Origin of the sequence: Microbulbifer sp. CNSA002 (genome assembly GCF_047324085.1) — a bacterium.
Lineage (GTDB): Bacteria > Pseudomonadota > Gammaproteobacteria > Pseudomonadales > Cellvibrionaceae > Microbulbifer.
This window is the reverse complement of the sequence record NZ_CP172449.1, coordinates 4,127,960-4,152,537: the sequence shown is the minus strand read 5'-3', so window position 1 is coordinate 4,152,537 and position 24,578 is coordinate 4,127,960. Positions and strand designations below refer to the sequence as shown.

Annotated in this window: 20 protein-coding genes and 1 tRNA gene; 13 read left to right on the top strand and 8 right to left on the bottom strand. The window is 46.7% G+C overall.

From position 1 onward, the window contains the following. The first annotated feature begins 545 nt into the window (after positions 1-545). The 8 genes from edd to ACG1BZ_RS18440 all read left to right on the top strand — a co-directional run bounded on the left by edd (position 546) and on the right by ACG1BZ_RS18440 (position 14,199). On the top strand, positions 546-2,366 hold the full coding sequence (edd, locus tag ACG1BZ_RS18475) for a phosphogluconate dehydratase (RefSeq protein WP_413663097.1): 1,821 nt from the start codon (positions 546-548) through the stop codon (positions 2,364-2,366). Positions 2,367-2,419: 53 nt separating this feature from the next. Then, positions 2,420-3,880 carry a glucose-6-phosphate dehydrogenase gene (zwf, locus tag ACG1BZ_RS18470; protein ID WP_413663096.1) on the top strand — a complete coding sequence of 487 codons (1,461 nt, stop codon included), beginning with the start codon at positions 2,420-2,422 and terminating at the stop codon, positions 3,878-3,880. A gap of 69 nt (positions 3,881-3,949) precedes the next feature. After that, a complete protein-coding gene (gene pgl / locus ACG1BZ_RS18465; protein WP_413663095.1) occupies positions 3,950-4,660 on the top strand; it encodes a 6-phosphogluconolactonase in 711 nt (236 codons plus the stop codon). 21 nt (positions 4,661-4,681) lie between these two features. Next, positions 4,682-5,308 carry a bifunctional 4-hydroxy-2-oxoglutarate aldolase/2-dehydro-3-deoxy-phosphogluconate aldolase gene (gene eda / locus ACG1BZ_RS18460; protein ID WP_413663094.1) on the top strand — a complete coding sequence of 209 codons (627 nt, stop codon included), beginning with the start codon at positions 4,682-4,684 and terminating at the stop codon, positions 5,306-5,308. A 75-nt stretch (positions 5,309-5,383) separates the two neighbouring features. Then, positions 5,384-6,418 (top strand): type I glyceraldehyde-3-phosphate dehydrogenase, encoded by a 1,035-nt coding sequence (gene gap, locus ACG1BZ_RS18455; RefSeq protein WP_413663093.1) that lies wholly within the window; start codon positions 5,384-5,386, stop codon positions 6,416-6,418. A gap of 117 nt (positions 6,419-6,535) precedes the next feature. Continuing rightward, a complete protein-coding gene (pyk, locus tag ACG1BZ_RS18450; RefSeq protein ID WP_413663092.1) occupies positions 6,536-7,972 on the top strand; it encodes a pyruvate kinase in 1,437 nt (478 codons plus the stop codon). An 879-nt stretch (positions 7,973-8,851) separates the two neighbouring features. Beyond that, entirely contained in the window at positions 8,852-13,690 is a 4,839-nt protein-coding gene (locus ACG1BZ_RS18445; protein WP_413663091.1) for an RHS repeat-associated core domain-containing protein, read from the top strand. After that, complete coding sequence (locus ACG1BZ_RS18440; protein ID WP_413663090.1) at positions 13,687-14,199, top strand: Imm26 family immunity protein; 513 nt, start codon at positions 13,687-13,689, stop codon at positions 14,197-14,199. Before ACG1BZ_RS18445 ends, ACG1BZ_RS18440 begins: the two co-directional genes overlap by 4 nt. Positions 14,200-14,544: 345 nt before the next feature. Here the strand turns inward: ACG1BZ_RS18440 and ACG1BZ_RS18435 are convergent, their stop codons facing one another. Genes ACG1BZ_RS18435 through ACG1BZ_RS18425 form a run of 3 tightly spaced genes read right to left on the bottom strand, consistent with a single transcriptional unit; the run spans position 14,545 to position 15,633 of the window. Beyond that, positions 14,545-14,967: a hypothetical protein gene (locus ACG1BZ_RS18435; RefSeq protein ID WP_413663089.1), complete on the bottom strand. Its 423-nt coding sequence runs from the start codon at positions 14,965-14,967 to the stop codon at positions 14,545-14,547. A gap of 3 nt (positions 14,968-14,970) precedes the next feature. Then, positions 14,971-15,219 (bottom strand): hypothetical protein, encoded by a 249-nt coding sequence (locus ACG1BZ_RS18430; RefSeq protein ID WP_413663088.1) that lies wholly within the window; start codon positions 15,217-15,219, stop codon positions 14,971-14,973. A 6-nt stretch (positions 15,220-15,225) separates the two neighbouring features. Beyond that, a complete protein-coding gene (locus ACG1BZ_RS18425) occupies positions 15,226-15,633 on the bottom strand; it encodes a hypothetical protein (protein WP_413663087.1) in 408 nt (135 codons plus the stop codon). 764 nt (positions 15,634-16,397) lie between these two features. Here ACG1BZ_RS18425 and ACG1BZ_RS18420 point away from each other — a divergent pair. The 3 genes from ACG1BZ_RS18420 (at position 16,398) to ACG1BZ_RS18410 (ending at position 18,856) form a co-directional block, all read left to right on the top strand. Further along, positions 16,398-16,949, top strand: a complete 552-nt coding sequence (locus ACG1BZ_RS18420) for a putative adhesin (RefSeq protein WP_413663086.1) — start codon at positions 16,398-16,400, stop codon at positions 16,947-16,949. Positions 16,950-17,505: 556 nt separating this feature from the next. Then, positions 17,506-18,420 carry a zinc metalloprotease gene (locus ACG1BZ_RS18415; RefSeq protein WP_413663085.1) on the top strand — a complete coding sequence of 305 codons (915 nt, stop codon included), beginning with the start codon at positions 17,506-17,508 and terminating at the stop codon, positions 18,418-18,420. Between the two features lie 34 nt (positions 18,421-18,454). Further along, positions 18,455-18,856, top strand: a complete 402-nt coding sequence (locus ACG1BZ_RS18410; RefSeq protein WP_413663084.1) for a hypothetical protein — start codon at positions 18,455-18,457, stop codon at positions 18,854-18,856. A gap of 78 nt (positions 18,857-18,934) precedes the next feature. On the opposite strand, the gene ACG1BZ_RS18405 is transcribed toward ACG1BZ_RS18410, so the two are convergent. The 3 genes from ACG1BZ_RS18405 to ACG1BZ_RS18395 all read right to left on the bottom strand — a co-directional run bounded on the left by ACG1BZ_RS18405 (position 18,935) and on the right by ACG1BZ_RS18395 (position 21,822). Continuing rightward, positions 18,935-19,798 (bottom strand): DUF4396 domain-containing protein, encoded by an 864-nt coding sequence (locus ACG1BZ_RS18405; protein WP_413663083.1) that lies wholly within the window; start codon positions 19,796-19,798, stop codon positions 18,935-18,937. Between the two features lie 47 nt (positions 19,799-19,845). Continuing rightward, positions 19,846-20,445 carry a class I SAM-dependent methyltransferase gene (locus ACG1BZ_RS18400; protein ID WP_413663082.1) on the bottom strand — a complete coding sequence of 200 codons (600 nt, stop codon included), beginning with the start codon at positions 20,443-20,445 and terminating at the stop codon, positions 19,846-19,848. A gap of 363 nt (positions 20,446-20,808) precedes the next feature. Then, positions 20,809-21,822: a lyase gene (locus ACG1BZ_RS18395; RefSeq protein WP_413663081.1), complete on the bottom strand. Its 1,014-nt coding sequence runs from the start codon at positions 21,820-21,822 to the stop codon at positions 20,809-20,811. Positions 21,823-22,229: 407 nt separating this feature from the next. On the opposite strand from ACG1BZ_RS18395, the gene ACG1BZ_RS18390 reads away from it, so the two are divergent. Together ACG1BZ_RS18390 and ACG1BZ_RS18385 are read left to right on the top strand one after the other, a co-directional pair. Next, positions 22,230-23,411 carry an MFS transporter gene (locus ACG1BZ_RS18390; protein ID WP_413663080.1) on the top strand — a complete coding sequence of 394 codons (1,182 nt, stop codon included), beginning with the start codon at positions 22,230-22,232 and terminating at the stop codon, positions 23,409-23,411. A gap of 196 nt (positions 23,412-23,607) precedes the next feature. Continuing rightward, a tRNA-Cys gene (locus ACG1BZ_RS18385) sits at positions 23,608-23,682 on the top strand. A gap of 81 nt (positions 23,683-23,763) precedes the next feature. On the opposite strand, the gene ACG1BZ_RS18380 is transcribed toward ACG1BZ_RS18385, so the two are convergent. After that, positions 23,764-24,324, bottom strand: a complete 561-nt coding sequence (locus ACG1BZ_RS18380; protein WP_413663079.1) for a disulfide bond formation protein B — start codon at positions 24,322-24,324, stop codon at positions 23,764-23,766. A gap of 10 nt (positions 24,325-24,334) precedes the next feature. Then, on the bottom strand, positions 24,335-24,454 hold the full coding sequence (locus ACG1BZ_RS18375) for a DUF5993 family protein (RefSeq protein WP_413665885.1): 120 nt from the start codon (positions 24,452-24,454) through the stop codon (positions 24,335-24,337). Between the last annotated feature and the right edge of the window lie 124 nt (positions 24,455-24,578).

Below are 24,578 nucleotides of genomic sequence, written 5' to 3'. Positions count from 1 at the left end.
CAAATACTTCCTATATGCCTGTCTCCTCTGGTCAACATCTTCAATCACTATTTGAAGCCTCTTGAAAATTTTTGTAGTTTTACTACATAATGCGCATCAATAAGATTGAGTGGCTACAGATTGGGTGAATTACTCAAGCCGGGCGTCCAAAGTCTCTACCACCTCAGCGGGGAGGAGGTTCCGGCATTGTTGGATCACTAACATTCAGCTCTAAGAGCGGGAAGAGGTTCGGAAGTGAGATTTCTACCCGATAACAGGATTTCCCATGAGTCTCCATAAGCAGTCTTGCCGTGGGCTGAAAGGTTGTCCGCTGGAATGATTGGGTTTCCAGCGATCTGATAAAAGCAACTTTGTCCCTCCTGCTTCAGATTTACGATTGGGCAATAGGACATTGATGGCACTACAACCAAAGGGTTGCAGTGGGAGCCATTCCGCCGAAAGGCGCTCCACGGAAAGATAATCACAGGTGGCTGATGCCACTGAAATGTGACCCTGGTGGTTTTTGTAACTAGAGACCACCTCAACAGAGTTATTACGGAATAGTCATGGTTCACAGCAAGCTTCAGACCGTTACCGAACGCATCATTAAGCGCAGCGAAGAAACTCGTGCAGAGTATCTGGCGCAGGTTGAGAAAGCGCATATTGAAGGGCGGGCAGCGGCACATGTGTCTTGCGGAAACTTGGCCCACGCAATAGCTGCATCTCCGGAAGGTGATAAGCAGTTGATCGCCTCTGGGCGGGGGCCGAACCTGGGTATCGTCAACGCATACAACGATATGTTGTCCGCTCATCAGCCTTATGGTGTCTACCCTGCTCAATTGAAAGAGGCAGCTGCGCGCAATGGCGCAACGGCCCAGGTTGCCGGTGGCGTACCGGCAATGTGCGATGGGGTGACTCAAGGGCGTGCAGGGATGGAACTCAGCCTGTTTTCGCGAGATGTGATTGCCATGTCCACAGCAATCGCGCTTTCGCATGATGTTTTCGAAGGAGCCATATTCCTGGGTATCTGCGACAAAATTGTCCCCGGCCTGGTTATTGGTGCTCTCTCTTTTGGCCACTTGCCTTCAATTTTTGTACCTGCGGGTCCAATGCCCACTGGCCTGTCCAATGCGGAAAAAGTCCGGGTTCGCCAGCTGTATGCTGAAGGCAAAGTAGGGCGCTCTGAACTATTGGAAGCCGAGAGTGCTTCCTACCACAGTGCCGGCACCTGCACCTTTTACGGCACTGCCAACAGTAACCAGATGCTGGTAGAAATTATGGGGCTGCAATTGCCCGGCAGTTCCTTCGTAAACCCCGGTACTGATTTGCGCTCGGCATTAAATGAAGCTGCCGTGGCGCAATTGGTAAAAATTACTGAACCTAGCCAGCACACTTCGGTAGCTAAAATTCTCACCGAAAAAGCATTCGTTAACGGAGTGGTGGGATTGCTCGCTACCGGCGGATCCACAAACCACACATTGCACCTTATTGCGATGGCGCGTGCAGCAGGTATTCAGTTGACTTGGCAGGATATGGCAGACCTCTCTGAAGTGGTGCCGCTGCTTTGTCATGTCTACCCGAACGGCACTGCGGATATTAACCACTTTGCCGCAGCCGGCGGTATGCAGTTCTTGATTCGCGAACTCCGCTCCGCAGGCCTTTTACACGATGATGTTCACACAGTACTCGGTAATTCCGGTCTTGAACCCTACTGTGAAGACCCCTTCCTCAACAGTGATGCTGGCGGCGGTGTGGTTTGGAAACCTACTCCAGAAGAGAGCGGTGATACGACGGTCATTCGTCCAGCCACTGACCCTTTCTCCCAGCATGGTGGTTTGCAGTTGCTCGAAGGAAACCTTGGGCGCAGTGTAATCAAAGTCTCTGCGGTTAAATCTGAGCATCTCAAGGTGAAGGCGCCTGCCATTGTCCTGGATAACCAGGACGACCTGCTCAAGCGATTCAAAGCTGGTGAGTTAGAGCGCGACTTTGTCGCTGTAGTGAGATTTCAGGGGCCTCGCGCCAATGGTATGCCGGAACTGCACAAGCTGACACCGACGTTGGGGGTGCTGCAGGATCGTGGCTTTAAAGTGGCATTAGTCACCGATGGGCGTATGTCCGGCGCTTCCGGGAAAGTCCCAGCGGCCATTCATATGTCACCGGAAGCCGTAGAAGGCGGTGCAATTGCCAAGGTGCAAGAGGGTGACATGATTGAACTCGACTCAGAGGCTGGTGTTTTACGCGTACTGGTAGATGAAGCTGAATTTAATGCCCGCCAGCCGGCCCAGTGTGACCTGTCTGAAAGTGCCCGTGGTACCGGCCGTGAACTATTCGCTAATATGCGCGGGCTTGCCAGTGGTGCAGAGACCGGTGCAAGTATTCTTTATTGATTATTACGGAGCCAAACAGGCTCCGAGACAAGAACGATCTCAGAGCAAAATTTATGATTAACCCTTTTGATATGGTGTTATTTGGTGGAGGCGGAGACCTTGCACTGCGCAAGTTACTACCGGCACTTTACCGAGCATTTAGAGAGGGCAGCTTGGTTGAGAGCTGTCGCATCCTTCCGGTGTGTCGCCGCCAGTCAGATGTTGATCAATATATCGATACAGCCCACCAGGCACTGCAAAAATATCTCCGTGAGGGTGAGTACAGTGCTTCGAGCTGGGACCAATTTAGCCAATTACTTTGTCCGATCGCACTGGATATCGCCGTACCGGATAGCCAGTGGGATCACCTGGCAGAAATTCTCGGTTCCGACTCAGAGCGGGTTCGTATTTTCTATTTGGCAATACCGCCCGCGGTATTTGGTCCCTGTTGTGAAAACCTCTCAGTAAAAGGCCTTATTACTGGAAATTCCAGAGTCGTAGTGGAAAAGCCACTGGGCTATAACGCCCAAACCTCTGATGAAATTAACAGTAAAATTGCCAGTTACTTCCCGGAAGATAGTATCTTCCGTATCGATCACTACCTGGGTAAAGAAACTGTCCAAAACCTTCTTGCACTGCGTTTTAGCAATGTATTGTTTGAGCATCTTTGGGATGCAAAAACCATTGATCATATCCAGATCAGTATTTCAGAAACCGTAGGCCTGGAAGGGCGTGCGGGTTTTTATGATGAAACTGGTGCTATGCGGGATATGGTGCAAAACCATCTGCTGCAACTGCTGTGCCTTATCGCCATGGAATCTCCCAACAGTATGTCGGCGAAGAATATCCGTGCAGAAAAAATTAAGGTGCTTGAGGCTTTGCGCCCGCTTACCGGAAACTTGGTCGATAAAAACGTTGTGCGTGGCCAGTATATAGCTGGGCAAATCAATGGCAATGATGTTCCTGGTTACCTCGATGAGCTCGACGGTGGAACCAGTTCAACCGAAACCTTCGTTGCCATTCGAGCGCATATCGATAGTTGGCGTTGGGCAGGGGTGCCGTTTTACTTGCGTACTGGTAAACGCATGGAAAAGCGCTGTGCCGAAATTGTAGTGCAGTACAAAAATGTTTCTCATCATGTGTACGATGAGTCAGCCGGAAAGATTGTTCCCAACCGTTTGGTTATTCGCTTACAGCCAGAAGAAAGTATCAAACTGGTTTTGATGGCGAAGAAAATGGACAGTCTCACCACCGAGTTGCAACCGGCTGAATTGAATTTAACCCTTTCTGATACTTACGACAGCTTCCGCAGCGACGCTTATAAGCGCCTGATGTTGGATGCTGCAGCAAATAATCCCGCGCTTTTTATCCACCGTGACGAAGTTGCTGCTGCCTGGGCGTGGGTGGATCCAATTATTGAGCATTGGCGCGAAACGGCTAATCAGCCGCAGCCCTATCCTGCAGGTAGCTGGGGGCCAGAAGAGGCAGAAAAACTGCTGTCACGCAGTGATCGTCATTGGTTTAACGCGCAGTAATAATTTGGAAAGCCGGCGCAGCTATTAATTTTACCGCGCCGGTTTCCACTAAGAGAAATGGAAGAATCCATGGCTGAAGAAAAATTTTTCCAAGATCGCGAGCGCCTGGTGCAGGCTCTAGCCCACGATTGTGCTTGCGAACTGCAAAAAGGTATTAAAGAAAATAATCACGCAAGTTTCCTGGTATCTGGCGGCAGTACGCCGGAACCAGTATATCGCGAGCTATCCAAACGCCCGCTTCCGTGGTCGCAAATTACAGCGGCTCTCGTTGATGAGCGCTGGGTAGAAAAAACCGAAAGCGGTAGTAACGCAGCTTTTATTGAAAAGTCGCTTTTACAGAATTTTGGCGCCGAAGCCAATTTTCTGGGTATGAAAAATTCACATGCATCAGCCGCTGAAGGTGAAGAGGCCTGTGAGCGCGCATATGGCGAGTTGCAGAAACCGTTTGATGTTTGTTTGCTGGGTATGGGCAGTGACGGCCACACCGCATCACTATTCCCCCATGCACAGGGCTTACAGGATGCACTAAATCCTGAATCACAAAAGTTGTGCAAGGCAATTACTGCTAATCAAAGTGAAGTTACCGGCTCCAATACCGAGCGTATGACTTTGACCCTGAGTGCAATTTTGCAAGCGCGCAATATCAAGTTATTGATCACTGGCGAAGAGAAGCTAAAAGTTTATCGCGAGGCGTTGCTCGGCAGTGATGAGTTAGAAATGCCGGTGCGCAGTATTCTTAAGCAGGGGCTGAAACCAGTCACTGTTTACTGGGCGCCTTAACGAAAGATTTGGAATTATCTGATGCAGAAAAATATCGCCGAGATTTTGCAGGTAGCTGGCGTTGTCCCAGTACTGGTTGTAGATAAAGTTGAAGATGCCCTCCCTCTTGCCGGCGCTTTGATTGAAGGTGGCCTGAAAGTACTTGAGGTAACCCTGCGCACTGAGGCAGCCCTGGAAGTTGTTGAACAAATTGCAAAACACCTGCCGGAAGCCCATGTGGGAACTGGCACGGTGCTAAATGGTGATGATCTGCGTCGCTCTATCGAAGCCGGCGCCAGCTTTATGGTGAGCCCCGGCGCAACCGACCGCCTACTGAATGCTGCTGAAGGCAGTGAAGTACCGCTGCTGCCCGGTGCTGCCAGTGTTTCAGAAGTGATGCGCCTCTACGAGCGTGGTTATCGCTACCAGAAATTTTTCCCAGCCCAGGCGGCAGGGGGAGTGCCAATGCTGAAATCCATTGGCGGTCCGCTACAAGACGTTCGCTTTTGTCCCACCGGTGGTATAGGGCCTCAAAATGCCCCGGACTTTCTGGCTCTGAACAATGTGGTTTGTGTCGGTGGTTCCTGGATGGCGAGCAGCACTCTGGTTCGTGAAAAGAACTGGGCTGAGATTACTCGTCTGGCAAAACAAGCTGCGGAATTGAAATAACACACACTCGGTATGGTGCACTCGCAAGCGGGTGCCACTTGAAAAACCAGAAGCATATAAAGAGGGTAAAGCGAGATGAAAATTAAAATTGCCATTAATGGTTACGGTCGTATCGGTAGAAATGTCACCCGAGCTATCTATGAATCAGGCTACAGCGATCGTGTTCAATTGGTCGCGATTAATGATCTCGCTCCGGTAGCTTCTAATGCTCACCTGACTCGCTTCGATACTATTCACGGTCGCTTTGGTACAGACGTCAAAGTCGATGGTGATGCTCTGGTTATTGGTGGTGATCGAGTTCAGGTTTGCCAGGAGCGCGACCCTTCCAAATTGCCTTGGAAGCAACTGGGTGTGGATTTAGTCCTGGAGTGTACTGGCCGCTTTACCGATCGCGCTTCCGCTTCTGCCCATATAGAAGCCGGTGCCGCTGCAGTGCTGATTTCTGCACCCTCAAAAGATGCGGACCTCACAGTTGTTTACGGTGTAAACGACAGCAATCTCACTGCGGATCACCGTGTGGTATCCAATGCATCTTGCACTACCAACTGTCTGGCACCTGTAGCTCAGGCACTGCATCGTGAATTGGGTATTGAGCGCGGCTTTATGACCACCGTGCATGCCTATACCAATGACCAGAATACCCAAGATGCAGTGCACGCAGATATTTATCGTGCCCGTGCGGCGGCGGATAATATGATCCCTACCAAAACAGGTGCGGCTGCAGCGGTAGGTTTGGTATTGCCTGAGTTAAAAGGTCGCCTCGATGGTATGGCCGTCCGTGTACCGGTAAGTAATGTGTCTCTGGTGGACTGTCAGTTTATTTCCGGCCGTGACACCACCGCCGAAGAAGTTAACCGCATTATGCAGGAAGCTGCTAAGGCCAGTGGCGGTGTACTGACCTACTGCGATCAGCCCTTGGTATCCGTGGACTTCAATCACACCAGTGCCTCCAGTCACTTTGATGCGAACCACACCCGTGTGAATGGTAACTTGGTGAAGGTCATGGCCTGGTACGATAATGAGTGGGGCTTCTCCCACCGCATGTTGGATACCAGTCTGGCAATGGCTGAGTCACTTCAGTTGAAGCAGCCTGTTGCTGAATCCGCCTGATCCCCCTCATTTACCATATTTTGGTAATTCAATTACTGAGGGCCATTAAATGGACATAGAATTCCTGTTTGATAGCCCTCTGAACCTCCTTCTCAATTTATTAGATGACGGGATCTTATGATTCGCCATACAAAAATCGTAGCAACCTTAGGCCCGGGTACGGACAAGCCTCGCGTAATTGATGAAATGATTCGCGCAGGGGTGAACGTTGTACGTCTGAACTTTTCTCACGGATCGGCAGAGGATCACCGACGCCGCGTTACAGAGGTGCGCAACGCCGCCGAAGCGCAGGGAAAAATTGTTGCGGTTTTGGGGGACTTGCAGGGTCCCAAAATCCGCATTGCCCGTTTTGCCAAGGGCAGTGTACAGCTTGAAAACAATGACGAATTTACCCTCGACCTGGATTGCCCGGTTGAAGGGGGAGATGAGCACCGCGTTGGAGTGGATTATCCAAGCCTGATTAGCGACTGCCAGTCCGGCAATATCCTGCTGTTAGATGACGGCAAGATTCGTCTCGAAGTAACCGGCACTACCCCAAGCAAGCTCTATTGCCGGGTTTTACAGGGCGGTAAGCTGTCGAATAACAAGGGCATCAACTTGTTGGGCGGCGGCCTGTCTGCACCGGCTCTGACAGAAAAAGACTACCGGGATATCAAGCTGGCAGCAGATCTCGAAGTGGATTTCCTCGCGGTCAGTTTTCCGCGCTGTGCAGAAGATTTGGATACTGCTCGCAAAGCCATGGCAGAGGCTGGTAGCCAAGCGGCGATCGTCGCCAAAGTTGAAAGGGCCGAAGCTGTTGCCGATGATGAGCAAATGGACAGCCTAATCCTGGCTTCCGATGCGATTATGGTAGCTCGCGGTGATTTGGGGGTAGAGATCGGAGATCCTGCTTTGGTCGGGGTGCAGAAAAAACTGATCAACCGCGCAAATGCTCTCAATCGCGGCGTAATCACTGCAACACAAATGATGGAGTCGATGATTACCAGCCCGACTCCCACCCGTGCCGAGGTGATGGATGTTGCCAATGCGGTGCTGGACGGTACCGATGCAGTTATGCTATCGGCGGAAACAGCAGCGGGCGATTACCCGGTTGCCGCTGTGGAATCTATGAGTGAAGTGATTATCGGCGCTGAACAGTATTTGGGTAGTGTTCCCTATACTGCAGAGGACCACGGTTCTTCAGCTTTAATCGATACTGTGATTGCCCAGGCGGCGATTGATGTTGCAACGCGAGTGGAGAACCTCTGTGCTGTAGCCGCATTGACCGAGTCTGGCCGCACACCGAGAATGATGTCCCGTGCAAATACTCGCTTGCCGATCTATGCACTAACCCGGCACCCTAAGATCGCTCGCCAGCTGATGCTGTTACGGGGAGTAGAGACAGTGAGCTTTGATCCGGCTTCAGTTCCCCTGGGACATTTAACCGAAGCGGTTATCGAGGTATTAAGCTCTAGAATCGATTTGCAGAAAGGGCAGCGGGTACTGATTACCCAGGGGGAACGCCTCAATATGGGTGGGCACACCAACTCCATGCGGATCAAAGAGATCGAATAGGCTTTCTGAAAAAAGGCCCAGGCACCTGATAATGAGGTTACTGGGCCTACTTCAACCCATAAGCGCTTTATTTGCAGTTAACGCTATTTTCCAGCCATTCATGTTTGCTGATTTTCCCCTTTCCCTCAGCCTGTAATTGAATTATTTTGTGATGAGTGTCACAAATCTAAAAATTCAATTTCGCGGTCCGCCAAACGCTATCTAATTAGATACTTTTATCAATAATGGAATATTGATACTCGCTGTTGAGAAATTATCCAATTACTTTAATCAACTGAACAATAATTGTTCATAGAAGTTGTATTGCGGGATATTTTTCTAATACGCAGGTACTATATTTATTTGATTATTAAAAATTAATCGATGATGGTTTTAGTCTAATTCTTCATTACTGAAGTTTTGATCACTGTTCCCGAAAGCTTCGCTACTCAGCTTAACACTTGCTATCTACCGTATTTTCCTAATTTGCGGTAACCTCGCGAAGTAGATCTCAGCCCTATGTTTTATTCGGCGCCACTTGGATTCTTGACCTATTTAGATTGAAAAGGAAGATAAGAATCTAATCGTTAGTATTCTTCTAGCACAGTAGCCCTTAAGCTCCCTTTTTTGGATAGAGAATGTTCTTCTCAGCGGCTTCGTTGTGTAATGGCGTGGTATTGGCTGGTCTTTCAATTTCGATTTTAATCGACGCCGACAAAGCCCGGAGGAATTATCAGTTGAAGTCACGCTGGTTTCAGCTTAAGGGTATTTTGTTCGAAAAATAGACGGAATCGAAAGCTTACCGGAGTTCTTTGGGGGTTCCCTGATGTTCGCGGGTGAGAGTTAACTGAATTAGGTCCCCACTAGGTCCAGATAGGCGTAAGTGTTTAAAGGATTATCATGCAGCTACGTGTTGAAAATAAGCAAGGCATCCAGTACGAAGTGAGAGTAGGGTGGACGTACCCGCTGGGAATTCCTATGCAGGTCGATGTCGGCCACTTGCTTTCGATGTTCGACGATGCGGTTATTGAGAAAATTTACCAACACTTTTTCAGCCTGGGAGGTAGCTCCTGCAATTTGCTCAGTACCAGTATTCAAGCGGGTACTTCGGGCACAATCTTCCTGGGGCCCCTATCTGAGCCGCCTGGCCACTTGTCCTCTTCTGAACGAGAGATTTATCGCGCTTTAATTCAGAATCGACTGATTATTGAAGAAGCGCCAACGGCAGCTACCGTAATTGCTGAGAAACAGGCTGAGTTGATTGCCAAGATTCGTATCGGCCTACAGCAAATTATTGCCCAGGAGAGGGCAGAGGCGGCTCAAATCCAGCAGCAGCATGAGAAGCGCTCAATGCTGGAAAAAGTGGGTGCCTATATTGAAAGTGGCGCGACCGGTTTTGGCAATGCCGCCTGGGGCTTGGCGGTATGGACAAAAGATGTGCTTGAAGTGGCGCAAATGCTGAATCCTCTGCGTCAGTCGCATAGGTTGGGTGTTGCCACAGCAAATTACTTCTGGAATGACAAGAGCTTCGCAGAATCTGGCCAGGAGTACGTTACGGATCTGCAAAAAGAAGTGGTGGATGTACTCGGTTTTGACCCTTCAAAGGTTACTCGGCAGCAATTGGATTTGGCATTCGACGTTGCTCAAATTATTTACGATGATCCGGCCCTGCGCGGGGTTATCTTCCGTTTTGCCGAGGATTATGTAAAAGCACAACACAGCCTGGAAATTACAGAAATAGCCGGCGGTGGTGCCTTTGAAATTATCCTCACTATCGTCCTAGCGGCGATTACTGGAGGCGTCGGCGCCGCTGTAGCTATGGCCAAAAATGCGCGCCTGCTGAAGTCCTTTAAAAATGTCGGCGAGCTGATGTTGGACTTGGCCAAACTGAAGAAGCAGCAACAGCTAGTTTCCAAGAAAAAGGGTGGCAACGCTAAAGGAGGGGAAGGCGCTAATTTCTCCGATTTGAGTTCCTCAGAAGCGGCGGCTCCGCCAGCCAGCTCTGGCAGTTCTGGTGGCTCAGGGGCCAGCAGCACTACCTCAAATTCCAATCAAAGCAATAGTGGTTCCAATAATAATTCAAGTGAGTCGCAAGGTAGCCAAGCGAATAATAGCAACGAGCCGGACAATACCAATAGCGATACCGGGGAAAACCAGAACGGTGACACCTCCCAGTGCAATGCCAATGCCTGTGAAGGTGGTGAACCGATCAACTTAAAAACAGGTGAAGAGCGTCTGACTTTGGTGGATACGGTGCTGGATGGCCCACTGCCACTAACTCTGGCGCGAACTTACCGCAGCAGTAACGCCAGGGATTTCGGTTTGGGCCACGGCTGGACCCACACGTTGAATGAGCGCCTGGTATGGCGTCCAGGCAAAGCGGTACAGTTTCATGATGCCGAGGGCCGGGTAATCAGCTTACCTGCACCGGGTAATAGCGGCCGCAGCCACAATGTGGTGGAAAATTTATCGTTAACTCGCGTGAACGATGAGCACTGGGTTGTAACTCCCTATGGAGCCCAAAATGGTGTGCAAAAACACTTCAAGGCGACAGGTACTAAAGGGGCTCTAAAACTCTCTGAAATCCGCGACGGCTACGGTAACTATTACCTCTTCCACTATATTGATGAGCGCCTGATTTGTATCGAGAGCAGCCTCGGTGAAGCTCTGCATATCAGCCCGCCCGAAGGGCAGCCCAATAGCCTGCGTATTGGCGAGTTAAAGAAAGAAACTCGCGATGGTCGCATTAAAATACTGGCTCAGTACGAATACAGTGATGAAGGTGATCTGATAAAAGCCACCGATGCGGATGGCTACAGTGAGCAATATGAATATCACCAGCATGTTATTTCCAAGCGCATCCTAAAAACCGGTTACCGCTTTTACTTTGAGTGGGATAAAGAAGGCCCATCTGCCCGTTGCGTACGCCAATGGGGTGATGCTATCGACGGGCAGGCTACCTACAACTACAAATTTGCCTGGGATGAGGATGGCCACGGCGTTACCGTAACGGATACTCGTGGGGGACAGGAACGTTACCGCTTTAATGATCGCGCCCTACCGATTTATCACCGCGACCCTGAAGGTGCAGAGACCCTCTACAGCTACAACGATCTGGGCCAAGTTACCAAAGTACAATTGCCTAGCGATGATGGCAGTCGGCGAGAAGAACTCTATAAGTATGATGACCAGGGTCGCTTGATACAAAAGACCGATGCCGCTGGCAACAGCCACCGCATCGAGTACAACGGTGAAGGTCTGCCTGCCAAAGTGACTGATCCCGCCGGTAACTCCTGGCAACGTGAATACAACAAGAAAGGCCAGATCGTCACCACCAAAGACCCTCTTGGCAGTAGCACCCGATATAGCTATAACCCGGTAGGATTGATCGGCAGTGTTACCGATCCCTTGGGCAACGCCACTCGCTATCTATGGAACCCGGAAGGTAAGCTGGCAGCGGTCAAAGACCCCATGGGCCGCACCCAGCACTATCGTTATGACGGTGCACGCCGCCTGGAAGAAGTTCAGCATGCCCCCGGCCAGATAACCCGCTATGAATACGACGCCCAGGATCGAATCCATGCAGTTATTACCCCGGATGGAGCCAGGACTCAGTACAGTTACAACCCCCAGGGGCTGCTTGCGGAAGTTATGGACTCCGAAGGCCGCAGCACCTGCTACGCCTACGACGGCCTCAGCCAGGTTAAGATGCGCACTAACCCGGACGGCAGCCGCCTGGAGTACCACTACGACGGCGAGCGCAACCTTGTGGGCCTCACCAATGAAAATGGTGAGCGGTACCAGCTCAAATACGACCTGAACGAACGCCTGATTGAAGAAGTGGGCTTCGATGGACGCGTGACTCGCTACGCCTATAACCGCGCCGGGCACCTGATTAGTTCCAGGGCAGTGACTGATGCTGATACCGGCAAAGGTGTGGATACCATCTTTGAGCGCGACCCCTTTGGCCGCCTATTGGAAGAAGTCACCCCGGATGGTGCAACCAATTTCCGCTATAGCCGCAGCGGCCAGCTGATCGAAGCGGAAAATGCCCACCGCAAGCTGCGCTGGGAATATGATGCTAACGGACGCGTAACTGCGGATTGGCAGGGCAAAGATAAACTCAGCCATAACTATGATGCTGCCGGCAATCGCATCGCCACGACCTTGCCCGATGGTGAAGTGCTCAACTTCGCCTTTAACCCCGCCGGCCAATTCGAGAGCCTGCACCGCCGCTCGGTAGGCAGCAACACCGATCAGCTGATTACCAATATCAATCATGATGAGCAGGGCAGGGAGAGTCAGCGCCAGCACGGCAATGGGCTGGAGAGCCAGCGAGATTATGACCCTCAAGGGCGGCTGCAAAGGCTATGTCTAAACAAAGCTAGTGGCCCAGTCTCCGACCCAACTCAAAACTCTCACTCAATCCTGGAGCGAAGCTACCACTACAATAAAGCTGGCCAGATTGCCAAAATCGAGGACAGTCTACGTGGCACCCGCAGCTACCACTACGACGCCCTGGATCGCCTCACCCAGGTTGATGGCCCTAACCCAGAGCATTTTGTGCACGATCCCGCACACAATATTCTGGCCGCCGCTAATTCAAAGGATGAAGCCAAGCAACAGGCCAGCGCCACCCAGGTCAAAGGTAACCGTTTAGCCTTCCGTGGCGATACTCACTATCGCTACGATATCCACGGCAACCGTATCGCCGAGCTGCGCGGTAAAGGGCAGAAGCTTCAAACCCGCTATCAGTACAACAGTCGCCAGCAGTTGGTGCGGGTTGAAAAACTCGAGGTAGAAAAGGGCGGCGAAAAGCTTCAACAAGAAATTCACTACCAGTACGATCCACTGGGTCGTCGTGTTGGTAAGAACACCAACAGTGAACAAACCAGCTTCCTCTGGGATGGCGATGTTCTGCTTCGTGAAAATAAAGCCGATATCCATACGCGGCAGGACCTGAATACCCGCACCTACTACTTCGAGCCGGGTACCTTTAAGCCGGTTGCTCTAAAAGAAGATGAGCAGGTTTATCACTACCACCTGGATCATCTGGGAACGCCTGATACCCTTACCAATCAGGAAGGTGAGGTGGTTTGGAGTGTTGCTTATCAGAGCTATGGCAATATTGCACTGGCTCATGAAAACCAAATAGAGCAGCCTATTCGCTTCCAGGGGCAGTACTTCGATGAAGAAACTGGACTGCACTACAATCGGTTTAGGTACTATGACCCAGAAGTTGGGGAGTTTACTCAGCAGGATCCAGTTGGCTTGTTGGGGGGGATAAATAATTATCGGTATGTGACTAACCCATTAGTTTGGATTGACCCATTCGGGCTAACAGCGCTTGATGAAACGGGGTTTTCCGTTTATGGCTTGTACGAGCCTGGAGCAGATGAACCCTATTATATAGGGATCTCTAATGATCCTATTCGTAGGCTTGATGAACATACACGTTCAGGTCGTTATGATCCGAGAACAGGTGAGCAAGTAGTTTTAAAGAGGGATTTAACTTTTGCACAAGCCCGGGGATATGAGCAGGCATACATAGAAAAGCACAGTACTTTAACAGGAGTTATAGGGGAGCCAATTTCTGAGACGAATAGAGGCAACAAAGTTAATTCTTTTGATAAAAATAGAACGGATGAAAGGGGGGTTATGTTTAATCAAGAGTATGAGAGTGCGGTTATTGAAATCACCCCTGCTAAATCGATAGGTCGAGGATGTAAAGAAAAATGAAAAGTTTAAAACTTGAAGATGGAGATGTATATTTCATTCCATTATTTTTGACAGAAGATTATAGTCTTAAAAGCTATTCTAGGTTTAAGTTTGGTGAGGGCGATCAAGAGTTTTGCTTTTGTAGAATAGTAGCTAGTGAGGGTGGGGCGGGTATCCTCATCGAGATTTTTGATTTTGTTGGACCTGCCGGCTCAGATATTGAGTCAATTATTAATAGGCCTCGTCTAATTGATCCGGTCTATATAGTCGGGGACGGGATATCTAAAAAAAGATGGCGGAAAGTTGGATCATCAAAAAGTTATAATAGAGAGAAAGATTCTGGTTATAGCAAAATTAAATTTGTTCTTGGTCGAGGTGATGATCGGCGTGTTTGGTGTGATGGAAAAGAGTTTCCTTTTGACAAAATTAAAAATGCAAAATCAATAGAGTCGCATAAACTATGGACTGCAGCGCAATTAGAAAATAGATTGGTTAATGAGTTATCCAAAGAGCAGTATAAGTCAAAATAAGCAATCCTGGACATCCAAAGAATGGAGAGTCGGAAACTAGACAAGAATTTTTGTGCCACTACTTGGTAGCTGGTATATCTTTCTCAAAATAGATGGCAATTTGGCGTTAAAAGATCTTATGGGGAGCCCGTAGGGAATTAGGGGAGAGTAGAGTTAGGGCGATATAATCTAGGGCAGCTGATAAGCGGGTTTCTGTAATTTAGCAGGGGGTGGGGCTAAGAAAGCGCTGGCAATCCGCAGCCCGTGTACCTAGCGTTTATTTTGCCGCGCACAGACCTGGTGTACCGCTTCCGCTGAGTCCACCAAGCGTTTAAAGCGGCTTTCAAAATTATGGTTTAGATAGAGTCAGTGTTTTGGCGAAATACCCAGCCGATTTAAAATAGGTGGGATGTTTTCGGAAATAGCGCCGCGCTTTTTAGGGTGCAGCTGCCGGCCACTCCAGTCTACTAGCTCTAAATAGTGATCCAGCTGAAAAGGCAAGCCTTTAAGCATATCCCGGTGCTCCCCGCCCACCAGTGGCATTAGGCTTTTGGGCTGCTCGCCTGAGATGGCTGTGTGAATGCGTTGCTGGATCGAAGTGTAATCGGATTCTTCTGACGTTTTAGCGATACCGGCACGGATAGGGTTGAGGTCCACGTAAGCGAGGCAGGCGGCAAGGGCTCTTTCATCCAGCGAGGCCTGAGACTTGAAACGCCCTTCCCAGAAACAACCGGTGCAGTTGTCCTCGGCATTGGCCTGGCGGGCGATGGACTCGTTCAGGCAGCGCATAAATCAGCTGATATTCATTAGGAGTTCCCGCCATAGAAAGGCGACTTCTTTTAGTCTGTTTACTTCAGCGTGATCGAGGGTATCGCCTTGAATATAGCGCTGGACTAAGCTAGAGGCTTTGAAGAGCTTTTGCCAACGAGTAATTACCTTATCATCAGAATCTGTGTCGATGTATAGCATTATGTGGTAGTGATTACTTATTACCGCATAGGCAGCAATATCTAGCGCAAACACCTCGGCCAATTTATGCATACGGCTTTAAATCAATTCGTGCCGATGCTCGTATTCTTTTCCGGATTCAGTATCTCTGGCACAAAGAAATGCACGCCGCACACAGATGGCAACATTTAAAGATAGAAAAGTATCAGGAAGGAAAAACTTGTAAACTGAATTTGACCTGACGGAGCACCTTTTTAAAAACTGGTAACTGTCAGACCGAGTCTGAACTACTACATTTAATACATACCCTTTAAGCCGATTTAAAGTCTCCGCTGCCTTCAAATAGTGAGGCAGTTTAGTTTGTCCCTGCCAAACAGTTTTGACATCAGGCTCACCATCGCTGTTTCGCTCCAGAAAGCCTCCAATGCCTGGTAACATACGATTTATATCTTTCATATTTGGAGGTTGATTTGGTGAGGAGTTTTTATCTTGTTTTATCCATACCATATGCCACTCTTTTTCAGCTTAGACATTCGTCCACAGCTCATCAATTCTTTCTTATCAGCTTAAAATAGTAATCCAACTGAAAGGGTAGGCCGTAAAGCTGTTTAAGTCTTAGCCGTCTGTGAGAGATTTCTCTCTAGTATGTTTGTAAAAAAATAACTCTGCATTTCATATAGTGTTGCTTATGTTGTCAATCTAGATTTTTGTAGCTTATTGACCTTTCTTCCTAGAGCAATGATGAGGGGTGGCATGCCCTACACCTCTAACTTTAGTCAAAAAAAATTGAACAAAGAGTTTGCTAGGTGTGCTTGACTATATGATGGTTGTAACAGGTAAAAATGTTGTCTTTTATGTGTGATAGAACTTTTTGTCGTGCAAAATTTAGTCTCAGTTTCGAAGGTTACATAACCATTTTTTTGTGAGGTTTTTCATTTAGCTTAAATCCTTTTACTCCTAGTTTGAAATGTGGATGAAAAATTCCTTAATTGAGGTTTTGTAATTATTTTGGGTTTTTGTATGATGTTTGTTTCGCAGCTGGTGGTTTTTCTACTTTTCTGATTATGGTTTTGCTTTAATGGGAGGGTGGCAATGAAGGTTGGATTTCAGTCGCTTACGTAGATTTTATTTCCATTGATCTAACTTTGTTTATCTGCAACTATTAAAAACAATTAAGCTTAGCTTAAAATGAAGAATCTAAAATTTATGACCGTGCCTTGGTGTTGTAGTCAAAAAATAGATTCTGTAACCTTTGAACGATAGGGATTGTGATGAAAACCATTCAGTTTGGAAAAGTAATAATTCATAAAAAAGAACAAGCCAATGGTAAAGAGGCGATTCTTTACGCACATGGTTCATATGATAAGGGATCTTTTGGTGAGGCCAAAGTGCCAGAGACATTAGCTCTATACTTCTACTCTTTTCATGGCTCTGCATCTTCTGATCATGCAGTCAGAAGCTTGACAAAAACAGGCGAGCCTGCGGACGGAAAAAATAGTGTAGCAGATTTTGGAGCTAAACAGTTTCTCAATATGGGATCAGGAAAAGTGCACTCTATAGCTGGTGGTGGTTCTGAGGTTTACAATTATAATCTTTCATATAATGAAAAAAGTCCAGGTCATATGGATAATATAAAAAAGGCATGGGAGAGCGGTCTTCATAATCATGATTTGATTTTGGTTGAAGAAGGAGCCCATATTCATTTGGATGATGTCCTAAAAGCCATTACTGAAAATAAGCTAGGTTATAACAAGCTTCACTTTACTGCCTGCCGCTCGCCGAGTAGCGGAAATGATCTTAGCTCTCAAAAACAGTGGGGCTAATTTAGAGTAGAGTGTTCACTCTAGTTTAAAAGCTGCAAAATTTATAAAGGCCACTTATCTCCATGACCACAGGAGGTAGGTGGTCTTTGTTATTTGTGATTGGTCTTTTGAATTAGATACTTTAGTGATTGGAATATCTTTTTATTATTAACCCCAGTTGGTGCGAGCTATTTTTGCGATGATGTATCATAAAAAATATAATTGTCCGCTTTGTTGAAATAAAATTCGGTATTTTTTTATTGGGATTTTACCTGTCAGTAATTTCAGGTTCCGCGAATTTTCATTCGTATTTTTAAGTGAGTTGCACCTTGTTTTTCCATGAAAAAAATTTCATGTGTAACTAATTTCAGCAGAAAATGTATCTGCATTTTATTTTTTTGAGTTTATATTTTTTTGGATTTACATTTTTCTTGTTGAACGTTACGCCTTATTAAAGAGTTTGATGTCATTATTATCAATTTAAGAATTGGTGCTATTGACAAAAGTTTATGGAAGCGTGGAAAGTTGGCGGGCTCTTATGGGAGTGTAAATAAATAATAAAATTAAGGCTTAGGTTATGAGAAAGGCTGTTTCCAATATCTCGATAAAAACTGCTCTATCATTGTGCGTACTTGCGTCATCAACTATAGGTTTTGCTCAAAGTGTTTCTTCGGTTGAGGCTGCCAACAATGGCGTTGGGCTAAAGCGCTGCGGTACAGGCCACCCATCAATTCAGGAAGCTGCATTAAAAGAGCAGCATTTTTCTACTCTGCGTAGTGTATCAAGTGATAGAAGTGTGGCGCACGCATTGCGCCCTGCAGGTTCTGTAGAAGTTGATGTTTACTTTCATGTAATTACTGACACAGCTAATAATGGAGCGCTTTCTAATAGTGAGATTAATGCGCAAATGGATGTGTTGAATGATGCTTACGCAAATACTCCATTTAGTTTTAATTTAGTTTCAACCACTGTTACAGCAAATAATTCTTGGTATAACGTTGGTTACAATTCTTCGGCTGAGCAGTCAATGAAATCTTCCTTACGAGTTGGCGATGCCGGGGATTTGAATATCTATGTAGCTGAAATTAGTGATGGCCTACTTGGGTGGGCTACATTCCCAAGTAGTTACTCCTCTGATCCACTTGATGACGGCGTAGTAATTTTAACTGGTTCTGTGCCTGGAGGTGATGCTGCGCCCTACAATGAGGGGGACACCTTAACTCATGAGGTTGGCCACTGGTTGGGTCTTTATCATACGTTCCAAGGTGGATGTTTTGGCCGGGGAGACTACGTCTCAGATACTCCTGCGGAGAGATCGGCTGCTTATGGCTGCCCTGTTGGTCGGGATACCTGTACCAGGGGAAGAAATGCTGAAGGGGAAGATCCGGTAACTAACTTTATGGATTACACTGACGATAGCTGTATGTATGAGTTCACTGAAGGTCAGGCCACTCGCGCGGATGAGCAAAGCGCGACTTATCGTGGTCTTTAACAGTTAAGGGGGGCTTGTTCCCCCTTCTTTAATTATGAATAAAGAACATTATTTGTTTTTAGTGCTGAGCTTATTTGTTTTTGCTAGCCCGGATCTTTTGGCTCAAAGGCTAGCTGTTCCAGAGTACGTGACTTGTGATCGAAACCAATTAACTTCATGGCAGGGAGACATCACAAAACTTGTGCGAGTGAAAGATGGAGTCAAGCTTTGGATTGCTACTGACCATGGAACAAATGAGGTTCTAAATTTGAATATGCCAAATTGGCAAGAGGCTCTAGCGCAGTTCCGTATCCATGGCCGCTCTTTTCATTCCAGCGATTGGGAGAAATTCATTGATAATAAGGGGAAGCTTAAGGTTGGCATAAAAGCGATTGTTTGGTTATGTAATACTGAAGGTATAAGCCCGGTAATCAATTGGCAACCAGCCTCAGAGTGAAATCTTACTATAGGCGGAGAAAGAAAATTTTTGAATCTTATGCTTAAGCGATTATTTTGAGTGCATAAGGTTCTTAGATCAAAAGTATATTGGTGTGATTTTATCCGTGACATAAATTGCAAGAAAAAGAACTATAAAAGTGCCCGTTATCCATATACTTGATTCCATTATAGATAGAGAATGCATTTCCATTTTATGGGTTTCTGCTTGTGAGGTACCATAGGTGTGCGGTGCTGAATTTGGGGCACATTCATGAGAGCAATGACCAAGATTAGGCGCGGCTCCATCTTTTCCCGGAAGGGTCATACATCCATGTTTTAAGTGATTTTTTACCAGCCAATAGTTAATAGGGTAAGCAGTGATACCTCCAACAATACTTGCCAAGCTCATACGAAACCAAAAGGTAGCATTTGATGGGTCTTCAGAGTTTGGCCATAGAGAAGTCAGTATAACCATAGCGGGTATCATTCCAGCCATAACCATATTCATCGATACAGTTTCAGCAAAGAAAGTTTTACCCACTGCTTTTAAGTAGTTTCCCTGATACATATTTCGCATCATCAATGCCTGAAAAATAAACAGACCACAAACAAAGCCAGCCAAGTACTCAATTATGGAGTCCCATCCATTGGTGAGGCCCAGTGTGGGTACAATAGATGCTGCGATAAGGATTCCAGTTGCATCACCTGCAAGACAATGCATTTCGCTATTTACACTTTGCTTCCATGTGGCCCTAGTGAATTGATCGTGGCCGCCAGGAAAAGGACGGCGACAGGTGAGTAGGTAGAAGATTAAGCCGATAACACCGGTATAAAGAATTACTAATACCCAAGCCAGGCGCTGAACCCAGCTGGTTGGCGCATTAGTGATTGAGTCCCAAATAACAAAAACTAGGCTGAGACCCGTAAGAATAAACCAAACAAGCATTGCTCCGGTTAACATATAGGCTACCCATGATTGAGGGGACGGGGCCCGTGTATATAAAATAATTATATCTTCTGAGCAATCAAGTAGGCGTGTAATTCTGACTGTTGGTCGTACTCCAGATGTCTACAAATACAACCAGATGAAATAAGGAGTTGTACAAATTTATTTGTGCCTAAGGTGGAGTAATATAATTCCGGTCCCATCGCATCATTCGTATGATAGTCCTCTTTATCTGTTCCACCAAAGGAAAATATTAGAACGCCTTCCTTGTTTAAGTAAGACGCTAGATTCCTTATTGTTTCCTCTTGTTTTTCAATTGGTATATGCCAGATGCTATCCCACGCACTTATAAAGTCATATTTTCTTGTGGCTTTCCACTTACATATATCCTCTAGATAGAAGTTGACATTAGGGTACTTATCCCTGGCGATCTCTATCATTTTCTCAGAAACATCAATTCCCTCGGGAGAAAATCCTTCAGTTAGCAGAAGCTCGATATGCCTTCCTGTGCAGCCACACCCTACATCTAGTGCGGAGCCTCTATTTTTTACAAAGCCAAGTGCCCGCTTATACTGGCTAATACCGTTGTTCCTGTTGAACTCTTTACGTTCCCATAGATGTGTGATGGTATCGTATGCTATCCCGGTTTGTTTCGGTTCCATAATTGTAAATTCTGTTTACGAGTTTTATTTAATGATTGCTGCACGCTTTTTGTTTTGTAGATTCGTTAGAGTTTGATTTATTTGAGGCGAATACTTCAACACCTATAATTATAACGGTCGCCATGAGTATCCACACGAGCTACTTCATGCCATTTTAAGCTAGTGTAACTTGTAGTGGGTTGCCAATAAGGTAATCCATCAATGGTTGCCTCATAGGGCGCCGTGAATGGCTGTTAGTAGAGCTGAAAAAATTAGAATTCTAAATGGAAGTCTGCATTTGAATAGTTTGTCCTGTATCAGGATATATAGAACTATTGCAGTGACGCCATACATCGATTGATATCAATAGAGCTATATATACTTCTATTTTGGTATTCCCTGGTCGATAAATCCAGAATCAACACCAAACCAAAAGCTTCCATCCATATTGTTAAAATACATATATCTTATATTTCCACCACTTGGAACTGGGGTCTTGCTTGTAAATTTCTCTTTTTCTGTGTTAAAGGCAAAAATGATGTTTGGAATCTCTCCAGTATCAGCGAGCCAAAGTTGGTTATTGTTGTCCAGTGCTGTTCCGTAGGGGCGTGGATTCTTACTGGGTAGCTTCCACTCTTTAAACTCCTTGGTCGTCGGAGTATAACGCCCCAAATAGCCTTCTGGATAATCAACGTACCAAATATTGCCGGTAGGATCGATTTCCAGTCTGCGAGGGCGAGCATTTGGGCGTGGCAGGTTAACCTCACTTATGGCCATGGTTTTTGCGTCTACTCGCGCTAACTTGTTGGTGCCAAATAGAGCTACCCAGGGGTTTCCCTGAGCATCAATCTTAATACCATAGGGGCGAGCATTAGCGGTTGTTGGGGTGGCACTTAGAACTTTGCCACTCTGTATATTTAGCAGGCCTATGCGGTTACTTTGCTGGGCCGTGAACCAGATATTTCCCTCTCGATTGAAGATTAACGTATGTGGGTCTTTGATACCTTCAGGCATTGGATACTGTTTAATTTGCCCATTCTTGGTGTCTAATCGCCCAATATGCGCATTGCGATTACCTGCATACCAAACAATATCGTTTGAATCCACAATCAGGTTATGAGGGTGAGTGCCTTCAGGTATTTCATACTGCTTAAACTCTTCAGAGGTCGGTGTAAACTTTCCGATGTAGTTACCCGCTTGTCCACAGAACCAGACATTACCTTTACTGTCTACATGCGGGTCTCTGGGGAGTCCCTCCCAGGGCACCTTCCATTCGTTTAATTTAAGTTTGTCAGGTAAGTTATCTTCTTGAGCAGCGGCGTTCGTCAGTAGAAAAGGGAGTGTGGTAAGTAGCATGACTAAGGTGAGATGATAAATTCGCCAGGAATGAATGCGCATTTTTCTCTCCAAGAGTTATCTATGTTGGTAATCAGTCATGCTGTGGTGTAAGGCGCCTAGACATATAGCAGTTAAAGGATAGGTGAATTTAGGTTGGAGTTGTCTGATTCTAGTCATTATATGTAGTGAGCTAAGCTTCCTCATCTCATTAAAAATACATGATTAGCGGGAATTTATACATAATTAGATGGCTTGCTACTTTTCCAATTGGTACGTCTTGTTCACCGTTTTTCGGGCAGTTGAGCAAGTTGTTGGTCGGTGTTACCACTATTTAATGGCTTAATTAGTATTTAATTTTATGAGCTGCAATATTCTCGATGAAAACTCATTCTTCAGTACTATTTTTATAATTTTACAGTTGGATATTGAGGGCGTATATTGCGGGCCTTAGCTATAGGAGGTCATTTATGCTACAACGTCTTCGCCGGCCTGAAATTCTTTTGCTTATTCTGGCAGCTTCGATGCCGCTCTCATTTGCTGTTTGGAATACGTTACTTAATAACTTTGTTATTGAAAAGGCAGCATTTACCGGTGCAGATATTGGTTTGTTGCAAAGTGTGCGTGAGATACCTGGCTTTTTGGCCTTCCTAGTGGTCTTTGTATTACTTTTTGTCAGGGAGCAGAGACTGGCGATAATCTCCTTGGTAGCAACTGGCCTTGGGGTGATGCTAACGGGGCTGTATCCTTCATTGACCGGGTTGTTACTCACTACACTTTTAATGTCTACGGGATTTCATTTTTATGAGACCTTGCAGACTTCCCTGGCACTCCAGTGGTTTCCCAAACAAACAGCAGCAGTTTGGATGGGGCGTATGGCTGCCGCAGGTTCCTTTGCCGCGCTTCTGGCTTATGGTTTGGTATGGGGATTAATGAACTTCGCAGGTTTGGATTATTCCTGGGTTTATTTAATTGGTGGTGGCGCGACCATTGTCATTGCTTTAGGTGCCTGGGTCCTTTTCCCTCAGTTTGCTCAGCCCCACAGCCAGCATAAGAAGCTTATTCTGCGGAAACGCTATTGGCTCTATTATGCGCTCACGATGATGAGTGGGGCTCGCAGGCAGATCTTTATAGTATTCGCTGGTTTTTTGATGGTGGAAAAATTTGGATACAGTGTGGGGGAGGTTGCTGCTCTCTATACGGTAAATCATTTACTTAATTTGTATATCGCACCGAAGATCGGACAGTTTATCGTTCGGTTTGGCGAGCGCCGTATCCTCACTTTGGAATATATTGGCCTGATACTGGTATTTGCGGGTTATGCGCTGGTAGAAAGTGCTGCGCTGGCAGCGGCATTATATATTATTGACCATTTGTTTTTTTCTATGGCAATTGCGATTAAAACCTACTTCCAGAAGATAGTCGATGAGCGAGATATCGCAGCTTCAGCTGGAGTCAGCTTCACTATCAATCATATTGCCGCAGTGGTTATCCCTATAGTATTCGGCCTGCTGTGGCTTGTCTCTCCGCCAATGGTATTCTTTGCGGGGTCTTTAATGGCCTTAATTTCTCTTGGGCTGGCACAGCTGGTTCCAGAGCAGCCGTTGCCCGGTAATGAGGTTAGGGTTGGGCAGTATTCTGGGGCTACCTAGAAAGAGTTGAAATGGAGTTTTTGTTCCATTATTCTTGGCGGCAACTTAAACAAGACAATTTACTATGAAATACGCGCAAGAACTTCTGTCTATATGTTGCTGTCAGGCAGCCTGCGTGCTTCTGTAAATTTATTCGGAAGCGTTTTTGCTTCCGTAGAGTCAAAGAACCCGGAGCGAAAGCGCCGGGTTTTTTTGTGGCCAGGTGGCAGAGAGGAAATGCGACGGTCTGCAACACCGTTTTTCACCGGTTCGAATCCGGTCCTGGCCTCCATTTATTCTGTTGATCTATGGATATATGCTTGGCAAGCTGTCTTTTGTATAGCCCCGCCCCTTTTCTTTTCTCGGCTTGCTGTTAAATTCCGATGATCCCGCCAAAGAGCCAATAGTTGTCTGGATTATCCGGGCAGGCAGTAGGTCCACACTCTGCGAAGGTTATGAATATATTAAGTGTGGTAATTGAAAATGCAGTCACTATGGCCGTTTTTCCGAGTGCTCTCTGATCTCGAAAGCTAATAAATAGGGGTTTCCCATATTGCTTATTAAATGCACTGATAATTGCGATGCCAATAATTGTCATGTAGAAGATAATCAGTGCCCAGGTGTAATAGTGATATCCCATTAATGGATCGCCATAACCTGGTGTTCCGGGAATAACATGTAGGCTGACTTGGCGCAGTGCGGTAGCGGCACCAAATAGCGCTGACAGTGTAGCCAGGCTGTAATGTAGTGGGCGATTGCCATAGAGTACATTTAGCATCAGGCCAAATAAGACTCCTGTGAGCCCAATTCGTTGAAGCAAACAGAGAGGGCAGGGCATTTCTCCATTCACTAATTGAAAGTACTCTGCGGCGACGAGTACGGCACATACGGCGAGTATGCCCAGTGCATTAAGCTCTCGAAATGTTTGCCCCATTCACCATCCTCTACAAGGCTAAGTTGAGATTGTCGCCGGTGTGATAGCCCAGCCAGGCGATGCTTGATATCAAGGCAAAAATGAATGTTGCGGTTGCTAGGGTGTGGTAATTCTTCACGGCTAGAGCCATTGCAAGGAGATGGAAGAGAAATAGTAGGCTCATCATAATGAGGCGCCCCTCGGTTTTTGCATCGAACTCACTCCAACCACTTCTTCAATCGTATAAAAAAACACCACTTCTTACGATAGTTGTA